At 70.1% G+C, this 6,639-nt stretch carries 1 protein-coding gene; it reads left to right on the top strand.

Annotated features, from left to right (window positions below):
• The coding region (locus tag ACWC5C_RS41960) for a type I polyketide synthase (protein ID WP_450884613.1) at window positions 1-6,639 on the top strand (6,639 nt) is incomplete at both ends.

Below are 6,639 nucleotides of genomic sequence, written 5' to 3'. Positions count from 1 at the left end.
CACCTCCCTCACCGACACCCACGGCATAGCCACCCTCCGCCCCCACCACCCCGAAACCACCACCCTCCTCACCGCACTCGGCAACCTCCACACCCGCAACCACACCGTCGACTGGAACGCCCTCCTCCCCGGAGCCCACCGCACCCAACTCCCCACCTACGCCTTCCAGCACCAACGCTTCTGGCTCCAACCACCCACCCCCCAATCCACCACCAACCCCACCGACACCGCCCTCTGGAACGCCATCGAACACGGCGACCTGGACCTCCTCGGCATCAACCCCGACCAACCCCTGAGCGAAGCACTGCCAGCGCTCTCGTCCAGGCGCCGCATGTGGCAGAACCAGTCGGTCGTCGACACCTGGCGATACCGGACCCGCTGGACCCCCGCCGCAGGACTCCCCTCACCATCGCCCCTTTCCGGCATCTGGTGGGTGATCGGCGACACGAGCGACGACGCACACGACATCGTCACCGCCCTGTCAGCCAGCGGCGCCGACGTACGAATGACGACCGGCACGGAACTGGAGGGCGACCCGGACGTCACAGGCATCGTCTCCCTCCTGCCCGTCGCCGAGACGGTCGCGCTGGTCCAAGCCCTCACCGCAGCGAACATCGACGCACCCCTGTGGTGCGTCACCCACAACGCCGTAGCCGTGACAGACGACGACGAAGTGGACCCCGACCAAGCCGCACTCTGGGGCCTCGGCCGCGTCATCGCACTCGAACACCCCGACCGCTGGGGCGGACTCATCGACCTCCCCACCCAGACAGACGAACACATCACGACATCCCTGTGCGCGGTACTCTCCGGCGCCACCAACGAGGACCAGCTCGCCATCCGTCCCACGGGCGTATGGGCCTGCCGCCTGAGCCGCATGGCTCCCACCACACCCAAGCCCGCCGAATGGCACGGCCGAGGCACCGCACTGGTCACCGGTGGCACGGGCGCCCTGGGCAGCCACGTCGCCCGCTGGCTCGCCAGCACCGGCGTGGGACACATCGTGCTCACCAGCCGCCGAGGCATCGACGCCCCCGGAGCCCAGGACCTGGCCACCGAACTCGATGCCATGGGCCCACACGTCACCATCGCCACCTGCGACGTCACCGACCGCGACGCCCTCACCGCACTCCTCGAAACCATCCCCGACCTCCGGACCGTCATCCACACCGCAGGCGTCCTCGACGACGGCATGCTGGAGTCGCTGACGCCTGAGCGCGTCAAGGAGGTCATGCGAGTCAAGGCCGACGGGGCACGCCACCTGGACGAGCTGACCCGCGACCACGACCTGGACGCCTTCGTCCTCTTCTCCTCCGCCTCCGCAACACTCGGCAACCCCGGCCAAGCGAGCTACGCGGCCGCGAACGCCACACTCGACGGCCTCGCACAACAACGCCGCACCCAAGGCCTCACCGCCACCTCAGTGGCCTGGGGCGCCTGGGCCGGATCCGGCATGGGCGCCGGGCACGCCGACGCCATGGAGCCCGCGCTGGCGCTCTCCGCACTTCAGCGTGTGCTGGCCGACGACGAGGCCGTGGTGCTGATCGCGGACGTGAACTGGCAGACGTTCGGCGCCCGCCTCGCCGCTGCCCGCCCCAGCCCTCTCCTGACCGAGCTGCTCGGCGACGGACACCTCCGGTCGGCGAGCAGTGCGAACGGCGAGTTTTCCGACCGGCTGCGCCGTCTGCCTCCGGTCGAGCAGGAGCGCACCGTCCTCGAACTGGTGCGTAGTCACATCGCCGCGGTCCTCGGGCACGCGTCCCCGGCGGCCGTGGACGTCTCGCGAACCTTCCAGGCAGCCGGTTTCGACTCGCTGACCGCCGTCGAGCTGCGCAACAGGCTCACTGCGGCAACCGGCATCCGGATGCTCGCCTCTGTCGTGTTCGACTACCCGACGCCCGCGCTCCTCGCCGGACACCTCCTGGAGGGGACTCTCACCGCACGGCCGGGGACGGCCTCTCCGGCCGCCCTGGCAGCCGGAACGCCAGCTCCCGCAGACGACGATCCGATCGTGATCGTGGGCATGAGCTGCCGCTTCCCCGGCGGGGTCGACTCCCCCGAGGGACTGTGGCAGCTGCTGGACTCGGCAACGGACGCCCTGTCGGCCTTCCCCGCAGACCGAGGTTGGAGCATCGCCGACGGGGCCGACAGCGGGTCGGGCCAGGCCGGTGGTTTCCTCTACGACGCGGCCGACTTCGACGCCGGTTTCTTCGGGATATCGCCGCGCGAAGCCATCGCGATGGACCCGCAGCAGCGACTGCTGCTGGAGACGGCCTGGGAGGTCTTCGAGCGCGCGGGCATCTCCGCCGACTCGGTGCGCGGCAGCCGTACCGGCGTGTTCGTCGGCACCAACGGCCAAGACTACGGCGTCCTCGTCGGCAACGCCCCCGAGCGCGCCGACGGGCACCTGGCCACCGGCAACGCGGCGAGCGTGGTGTCCGGCCGAGTGTCCTACACCTTCGGGCTCGAAGGCCCGGCAATCACCGTGGACACGGCCTGTTCGTCGTCACTCGTCGCCTTGCACCTGGCCGTGCAGGCGCTGCGGTCCGGGGAGTGCACGCTGGCCCTGGCCGGTGGCGCTACGGTGATGGCCACCCCTACAGCGTTCGCGGAGTTCTCCCGCCAGGGTGCCCTGGCGACCGACGGCCGGTGCAAGGCGTTCGCGGCCGGTGCGGACGGTACGGGCTGGGGCGAGGGCGTGGGCATGCTGCTCGTCGAGCGGCTGTCCGACGCCGAACGCAACGGCCACCAGGTCCTCGCGGTCGTACGAGGCTCCGCCGTCAACCAGGACGGCGCCTCGAACGGCCTGACAGCCCCCAACGGTCCCTCCCAGCAACGCGTCATCCGCCAGGCCCTGGCGAACGCCGGACTGTCGACGGCCGAGGTCGACGCCGTCGAAGCGCACGGTACGGGTACGACACTCGGCGATCCCATCGAAGCGCAGGCGCTGCTGGCCACCTACGGCCAGGACCGCGACACCGACCGCCCCCTGCTGCTGGGCTCGCTCAAGTCCAACATCGGGCACACGCAGGCCGCAGCAGGCGTCGCCGGTGTCATCAAGATGGTCATGGCCATGCGCCACGGCGTACTGCCCCAGACCCTCCACGTGGACGAACCCACACCCCACGTCGACTGGACCACCGGCTCGGTGGAACTGCTCACCGAGTCGACGCGGTGGCCGCAGACAGAGGCCCCGCGCCGGGCAGGCGTGTCCTCATTCGGCGTGAGCGGCACCAACGCCCACGTCATCCTCGAACAGGCGCCCGTGGTGGGCGAGCCCGAGGCGTCCCGCACCGAACCGTCAGCCGTGCCGTGGGTGCTGTCGGCCCAGGACGAGGCGGGGCTCCGGGCACAGGCCGCGAGCCTGCGGTCCTTCATAACCGCCGGAATGGATCCGCATCCGCTGGACGTGGCGTGGTCGTTGGCGTCCACGCGCTCCGCGCTGTCGCATCGTGCGGTGGTCGTGGGTACGGACCGGGACGCACTGCTCCGTGGGCTGGACGCGGTGACGAGCGGTGAGCCCGCGCAGGGGGTCGTGACCGGTGTCGCCGGTTCGTCGGCCGGGGCCGTGTTCGTCTTTCCCGGTCAGGGTTCGCAGTGGACCGGCATGGCACACGAACTCCTCGACATCTCATCGGTGTTCGCCGAACGCATGCGAGAGTGCGCCGCCGCACTGGACCCATTCGTCGACTGGTCACTCCTCGACGTCCTCAACGACGAGGAAGCGCTACGCCGGGTAGATGTCGTCCAGCCCGTGCTGTGGGCCGTCATGGTCTCCCTCGCCGAACTCTGGCGCTCCCACGGCATCACACCAGCAGCCGTCATCGGCCACTCCCAAGGCGAAATCGCCGCAGCCTGCGTAGCAGGCGGACTCACCCTCCAAGACGGCGCCCGCATCATCGCCCTGCGCAGCAAAGCCCTCCTGGCCCTCTCCGGCCACGGCGGCATGGTCTCCATTCCCCTGCCCGCCGAGCAGCTGCGCGACCGGGACGGCCTGTCCATCGCCGCCATCAACGGACCCACCTCCACCGTCGTCTCCGGCAACAACGGCACACTCGACACACTCCTCACCGAGTACCCGCAGGCCAAACGCATCCCCGTCGACTACGCCTCCCACTCCGACCACGTCGAACAACTCGAAGACGAACTGGCACAGGCCCTCGCCCCCATCACACCCCGCACCGGCGAGATTCCCTTCTACTCCACCGTCACGGGTGCGCTCACGGACACAGCGGAGCTGAACGCCGCCTACTGGTACCGCAACCTCCGCCACACCGTCCAATTCCAGAACACCATCGAAAACCTCCTCACCCTCGGCCACACCGTCTTCGTGGAGGCCAGCCCCCACCCCGTCCTCACCACGGGCGTGCGGGACATCGCCGACGCGGCCGAAGCAACCGTCGTGGCAACGGGTTCCCTGCGCCGCGATCACGGTGGTCCGGCGCAGTTCCTCGTCGCGCTGTCCGAGCTGTTCGTGCACGGTGTGGCGGCGGACTGGGCCCAGGTGTTCGCCGGAACGGGCGCTCGCCGGGTGGACCTGCCGACGTATCCGTTCCAGCGGGAACGCTTCTGGATCGAGCCGAGTGCCCCCGCCGTCGTACCGATGGCTGAGGCGGACGGTGAGTTCTGGGCTGCGGTCGAACGGGAAGACGTCGAGTCGCTCGCTTCGGCCCTGGGGCTCGACGGCGAGCAGCTGAGCGGTCTCCTGCCCGCTCTGTCGGCCTGGCGTCGCCAGCGGCACGAGCGGTCCGCGCTGGAGTCCCTTCGCTACCGCATCGGATGGAAGCCGCTGACCGGCAACCAGCCTGCGGCACTGTCGGGCCGGTGGCTCGTCGTGGTCTCCGAGGCCGACGCCGAGCACGCGTGGGTCACGGGCACGACCGAGGCACTGGCCGCGCACGGGGCCGAGCCGTCGCTGCTGGTCCTGAGCGAGCGCGAGTTGGACCGGGCCGCACTGGCCGAGCGCCTGCGGGAGTCGACGGGGTCGGCGGATGCCGTCGGCGTGGTGTCGCTGGTGGCTCTCGACCGCCGTCCGCATCCCGGCTTCGTGTCCGTGCCGGTCGGCTTCGCCTGGACGGTGCTGCTGTCGCAGGCCATGGGCGATGCAGGCCTGGAGGCGCCGCTGTGGGGTGTGACCCAGCAGGCCATGTCGACGGGGAGCGCCGATGTCGTCAGCGCGCCGGAGCAGTCTTTGGTGTGGGGACTCGGCCGGGTCATAGCCCTTGAGCAGCCGTTGCGCTGGGGCGGCCTGATCGACCTTCCGGCAGGCGTGGACGAAAGGTCCCGCACACAGCTGGCCCGGGTGCTGTCCGGTGTGACCGGTGAGGACCAGGTGGCCATCCGGGCCGCCGGTGCCTACGGCCGCAGGCTCCTCCACGCACCCGCACTCATCCCCGAGGCCCCGACCTGGACACCCCAGGGAACCATCCTCGTCACCGGCGGAACCGGCGCCCTCGGCAGCCACGTCGCCCGATGGCTCGCCCACCAAGGCGCCGAACACCTCATCCTCACCAGCCGCCGAGGCAAGGACGCCCCCGGCGCACCCCAACTCATCCACGACCTCGAAACCACCGGAACCAAAGTCACCGTCGCCGTCTGCGACGTCGCCGACCGCCACCAACTCTCCGACCTCATCCACCAAACCGGCCCCCTGACCGCCGTCATCCACACAGCAGCCCTCCTCGACGACGCCACCGTCGACTCACTCACCACCGAACAACTCCACCGCGTACTCCGCGTCAAAGCCGACGGCGCCCTCAACCTCCACGAACTCACACGCGACATGAACCTGTCCGCGTTCGTGCTCTTCTCCTCCATGGCGGGAACAGCAGGCACACCCGGCCAAGGCAACTACGCACCGGGCAACGCCTTCGTGGACGCACTCGCCGAACACCGCCGAGCCCAAGGCCTGCCCGCCACCTCCGTGGCCTGGGGCCTATGGTCCGGCAACGGCATGGGAGAAACCGAAGCCGGTGAAGTCGCCCGACGCCACGGCGTCCCCGCCCTCGACCCCGAACTCGCCATCGCCTCCCTACGCACCGCCATCGAACAACGCGACACCGTCATCACCATCGCCGACATCGACTGGGAACGCCACTACACCGCCTTCACCGCCACCCGACCCAGCCCCCTCCTCACCGACCTCCCCGAAGTACGACAACTGATCGACGCGGGAGCGGGTACGGTCGGCGACGACCCCGCTCCTGGCCGGTCCGCGCTGGTCGAGCGTCTGGTCGCCCTCGACAAGGGCGGCCAGGACCGGCTCGTCCTGGACCTGGTCCGCCAGTACGTCGCGGTGGTCCTCGGGCACTCCGCGCCCGACTCCATATCGGCCGATCGTGCGTTCAAGGACCTCGGCTTCGACTCCGTGACGGCCGTGGAGTTCCGCAACCGGCTTGGCGCCGCGACCGGACTCCGGCTTCCGGCCACGTCGGTCTTCGACCATCCGACACCGGTCGGCCTGGCCCGGCACATCCGCGCCGAGCTGCTCGGTGCCACGGCCGCGGCCCCGGTACGGATCGAGCCGGCCGGGCAGCTCGTCGATGACGATCCGATCGTGATCGTCGGTATGAGCTGCCGCTTCCCCGGCGACATCAACTCCCCCGACCAACTATGGCAATTCCTCGCAGGCGGCAACGA

It is taken from the genome of Streptomyces sp. NPDC001700 (genome assembly GCF_053596435.1).
Note: the sequence above shows the minus strand (reverse complement) of the source record. Positions and strands in the feature narration are given on the sequence as shown.